This window comes from Weissella sp. DD23 (genome assembly GCF_001579105.1).
GTDB classification, from domain to species: domain Bacteria; phylum Bacillota; class Bacilli; order Lactobacillales; family Lactobacillaceae; genus Weissella; species Weissella cibaria.
In genome coordinates this window covers 67913-72431 of the sequence record NZ_KQ970390.1, presented here as the reverse complement: position 1 = coordinate 72431, position 4519 = coordinate 67913, and the positions used below count along the sequence as shown (strand labels likewise).

Annotated in this window: 5 protein-coding genes; all 5 read right to left on the bottom strand. The window is 44.4% G+C overall.

The genetic code is table 11. The annotated features are described in order from the left end of the window. Window positions 1-130: 130 nt before the first annotated feature. The 5 genes from WEIDD23_RS00325 to WEIDD23_RS00305 all read right to left on the bottom strand — a co-directional run bounded on the left by WEIDD23_RS00325 (window position 131) and on the right by WEIDD23_RS00305 (window position 4343). Entirely contained in the window at window positions 131-454 is a 324-nt protein-coding gene (locus WEIDD23_RS00325) for a DUF1828 domain-containing protein (RefSeq protein ID WP_128735734.1), read from the bottom strand. Window positions 455-612: 158 nt separating this feature from the next. Continuing rightward, on the bottom strand, window positions 613-1509 hold the full coding sequence (locus WEIDD23_RS00320; RefSeq protein ID WP_062358606.1) for an RluA family pseudouridine synthase: 897 nt from the start codon (window positions 1507-1509) through the stop codon (window positions 613-615). Window positions 1510-1583: 74 nt separating this feature from the next. Beyond that, the gene (locus tag WEIDD23_RS00315) at window positions 1584-1784 is read right to left on the bottom strand and encodes a cold-shock protein (RefSeq protein WP_003610350.1); all 201 of its coding nucleotides are present in this window, start codon (window positions 1782-1784) and stop codon (window positions 1584-1586) included. A gap of 251 nt (window positions 1785-2035) precedes the next feature. Then, window positions 2036-2788: a DUF4811 domain-containing protein gene (locus WEIDD23_RS00310; protein WP_010370513.1), complete on the bottom strand. Its 753-nt coding sequence runs from the start codon at window positions 2786-2788 to the stop codon at window positions 2036-2038. Window position 2789: 1 nt separating this feature from the next. Further along, the gene (locus WEIDD23_RS00305; RefSeq protein WP_010370511.1) at window positions 2790-4343 is read right to left on the bottom strand and encodes an MDR family MFS transporter; all 1554 of its coding nucleotides are present in this window, start codon (window positions 4341-4343) and stop codon (window positions 2790-2792) included. Between the last annotated feature and the right edge of the window lie 176 nt (window positions 4344-4519).

Here is a 4519-nt window from a genome sequence, read left to right as displayed (position 1 = left end):
CTCTTTCTCTAACAAATATTAAGTTTAGCAACTCGTCTTAACAAATTCATTACAAACATAAATGTTTTTTATATATTAACCTTAAAAAGCGCCTAACCTCTCAGTGAGAAGTTAAGCGCTTTTTAGGGGCCTACTGTTGTAGGCGTTGAATCGTTTCGCACAACCGTGCAACATCGACATCATAATCTTCAAATTTCGTCTTCATATATAAGGAAGCATCGCGCTTGTCGAGTCGAACATCAGTCCCTTTCAACTGCGTTTTTACATCATTCAACTCCGAACGTGTTAACTCGCCACGACCTTCTGCCAAAGCTAGATCTTCCGTCACATAGCCACCATCTGAAATCCGCAACTGCGATCCAAAAAGACTTGATTCCTCATACACATAAAGCGTAATTGGCAATCCTTCGACATCCAAGTACGACGTCTCAATTTTTACAATATCTGCTGTCATCTTTTCAAACCTCGGTTTTGGACCATTTTCGCTACGCCACGCATTCTCTAGTTGCGTGATATCAATCATATTGACCTGTCCAAAATTTTCTCTCTTACAGAAGTATAGCACAATCCGGAATATATGAAAAACTTTGCATTCTCAACACCGTACACGGATTATTTTCGCAGATTACGCGGAAATGTCGGCGGTAAAGGCGCTCCAACTGACTTCACATCGTTAGTAAACGGAATTGGTAGTTGAATCGCTGCCGCATGCAGTAATAAGCCATCTGAATAATTACTGTCTGGGTTATACAGCGGATCACCAACTAACGGGTAGCCGAGGTGCTTCATGTGTAAACGAATCTGGTGTGTACGTCCCGTCGCTAATGCAAGCCTTACGAGCGTATTTTGGTAGACCGTATGAACCTTGTGCCAATAGGTAACTGCCGGACGCGCATTAGGCCCGTTGACCGTCCGTGTGCGTGAATCTACTGGATTATCGCCAATTGGTGCATCAATAGTGCCACTTGTTGAGGTAATGTTGCCACATACCCACGCCAGGTACGTTCGCTTGATAGTCTTGTCACGCAACATTTGGTTTAACATCGGCACAACATAAGGATTTTTAGCTATAATTAACGCCCCTGTCGTGTCGCCATCCAACCGATGCACCATATACGCCGATTTGCCCTGCTCTGCTAAATAAGCCTGCGCAAAATTCATCATGGTGCCATCTTCACCTGGCGAATTCGGATGGGTTTTGACACCCTTTCGTTTATTCACAACAATTAAATCATCATTTTCAAACAATACATCTAATGGCTGACTAGCATCTGGGACGTAATGCGAATCCGCCACTTCAAAATCCGCCGGCAACCAGGTCATATCGAGGACGTCACCCGGCTTTAAACGCGTTGAGGTCGGTTGGTAAACGCCATTTAATAAGATACGCCGCCCCATTCTAAAATTGCCTCTGATGCGTCGTGGCACTTGCCAAGCCGTTAACTGTTCTTTAATTGAAATTGCCGGTTGATCTGCTGGTAAAACAACACGCTTCGTCCACACTGTCATTACACCCACTGCTCCTTTTAAAACTGCAAACAAAAAGGCAACCTGATGATTACCAGGTTGCCTTTAAGCCGTTATTACAACTTAGTAACGTTAGCAGCTTGCAAGCCACGGTCACCTTGTTGAACTTCGAATGATACAGCTTGTCCTTCTTCCAATGACTTGAAGCCGTCACCTTGGATAGCTGAGAAGTGAACGAATACATCGTCACCTGACTCACGTGAAAGGAAACCGAATCCCTTGTCTGCGTTAAACCACTTTACTGTTCCTTGTTCCATGTCTGAAACCTCCTGGCAATTATTGCCGAATTTTTTAATAATCTAAATATGACGATGCCAGATATTTCTGTGAAACATAAAACAAAATCCTTTAAACTATGTACATAAGTATAACACGCTTATCCAAAGAAAGATACCCAAAGTTTTAAATTAAATATTTTAATCTTATCCAAAAAAGCCGTCGGTCTATGATTGGTATAAATTTTGAAACAAAAACGGACATTCTGACTGTGTCAGGATGTCCGTTTCGTTTACTTTAGCATCGCCTTCATTGCCTCAGCCGTTAGTTCAGCCGTCACCTTTGTGGTGTACGCCTTAACTTCGTCTTGTGAAGCCTTTGGGTTAGCTTGCATGAACGCAGCAATCTTTGCAGAAGCCGCAGCCTTTAGTTGTTCTTGTTGTGCTTGCGCAGCAGCAGGATTAGCCGCAGCCGCCTTTTGCTTCGCTTGTACAGCCTTTGATTGTGCCGGCGTCATAACCACCCACGTATCCTTAGGCAACTTAACAACTGTTTGTTGCTTATACAATGAGTGGCCTTCACCACCAAACCCAAACATCAACTTAAAGAAATCGTTTTGCCACTCCCAACGAGTCGTCTTAGTCGTGACCGTTGCCTTATCAGCATCGATCAACTTATAAGTCGCCGTCTTCTTAACCGCCTCTACAATGTGATTCTTGTTAGGCACAAAGTGAGCCGTTGGCTTAGCGTTTTCTTTATCGGCGTAAATCATAACATAGTTGTTTGACTTTGTCCCCAATGCTTGGGCAATCATCATACCAGCTGGAACCTTAGAACCACCGGCAGAATAAATTGTCTTGGTTTCCGTCTTAGTAACCTTCTCCATACCGAAATGGTTGTTGAAGTTCGCTACCAACATCAAAACTGTCGCCAGTAGTAATCCACCTGAAATCAAGCCAGATGTTACACGAGCAGGGACATTTTCAATCTTAATCCAAGAAATAAACGTCAAAATGGCGAAGACTGCCAAAAGGATAATAACCATCTTATTCAGCCTCCTTCATTTGTGGGTCAACCGGCTTGTGGTTTGAATAACCGGCTGCCTTAATGGCCCCACCCTTCAAGAACATCGCAACGACGATACCAACGATGGCAAATCCCAAACCGATGGCAAATGATACGTGGAATCCCTTCATTGAAGCGTCCAAGTAATCCGCCCCGTACTGGAGTGGGTTCGTCTTTGACAATGCCTTAGCAGGCTCATTATTTGAAATCACATTTTGTGTTACTGATGACAGCAAGGCCACAACAACGGCTGACGCAACTTGGCGGGCCGTGTTGTTAGCAGCTGTTGCGTGTGGTGCCTCAGCTGGTGGCAATACTGACATGGCCATCGCCGTCAACGGCATCATTGCCATGGCGATACCAAACATACGAACCGCGTACAAAGCGGTAATGAAGTGTGCTGGTGTTGACGCCGTCAAGAATAGGAACGGTACTGTTCCAATGGCCAAGATTGAGAAACCAGTCAAGGCCAAACGCTTAGCCCCGATCTTATCGTAGGCTGAACCAGCGATTGGCGCCATGATACCCATCATCAAAGCCCCAGGCAACAACGTCAATCCTGATTCCAATGGTGACATGGTGTGAACGTTTTGCAAGTACGTTGGCAACATCATTTCGACACCCATCATCGCCATCATTGCCATCATAACTGACACAGTCGTCAACGCGAATTGGTGGTTCTTAAAGACCTTCACGTCAACAAATGGTTCATCCAACTTCAATTGGCGTACGACGAACAAAACGATGAACAACAAACCAACAATCATTGGCAAGATAACGTTCTTAAAGTCGCCCCAACCATCAGTCGCCACATTAGTAAATGACCACAAGAAGATTCCGAACCCAAGCGTTGAGATAATCAATGATGGCACATCCAACTTCATCTTACGGTTAGGAATAACATTCTTAATAAAGAATGGTGATGCGATAATTACCAATGCCAAAACAAACATTGGCAAGTAGAAAATCGTCCGCCAAGAGTCAGAAATCGTCAGACCCAAGAAGTGGTGATTCTTTTCCAAAATCCATCCAGACAACGTTGGTCCAATGGCAGGTGCCAAACCAATGACAATACCATTAATTCCCATGGCTGCCCCACGCTCTTCGGCTGGGAAGATGTTCACCATTACCACCTGCATCAACGGCATAGTCACACCCACCGCGATGGCCACCAGGATACGTCCCAGCAAGAACATCCACCACATATCGTGGTGTGCGGGTGTAAAGGCCGTCGTTGCCATACCGGCAAACAACATCAAGTACGCGAAAATGTACAAGACCTTAGATGGAATACGCGTTGATAGGTACGCAGAAACTGGCATCATAATACCATTAGCTAACAAGAACCATGTCGTTGCTTGTTGGGCCGTGGCTAACGTGATATCAAAATCGCGCATCAAAGTTGGGATTGCGGTACCCAACGAAGTTTGCATTAACACACCAGCGAAAGTACCGATCAAGAGCACTGCCACCATGGCAGAGCGACTAAATGGGTTTCCGTTGATGTCCATAGCAACACTTTTATTTTTTGCCATGTCATCCTCCAATTGTTCTATTTAATTATAAGTGCATCAATTTGACAAGAATTAATTGTAAAGCTACTTAACAAACTTTGCAAGTATTTTTGTCAACTTTTTTGACAAAGATTGCCGATTGTTTCACAAAGAAGTGCCGTAATAAGACACAAAAAGTGCTCGGCCACCGAAGGGCC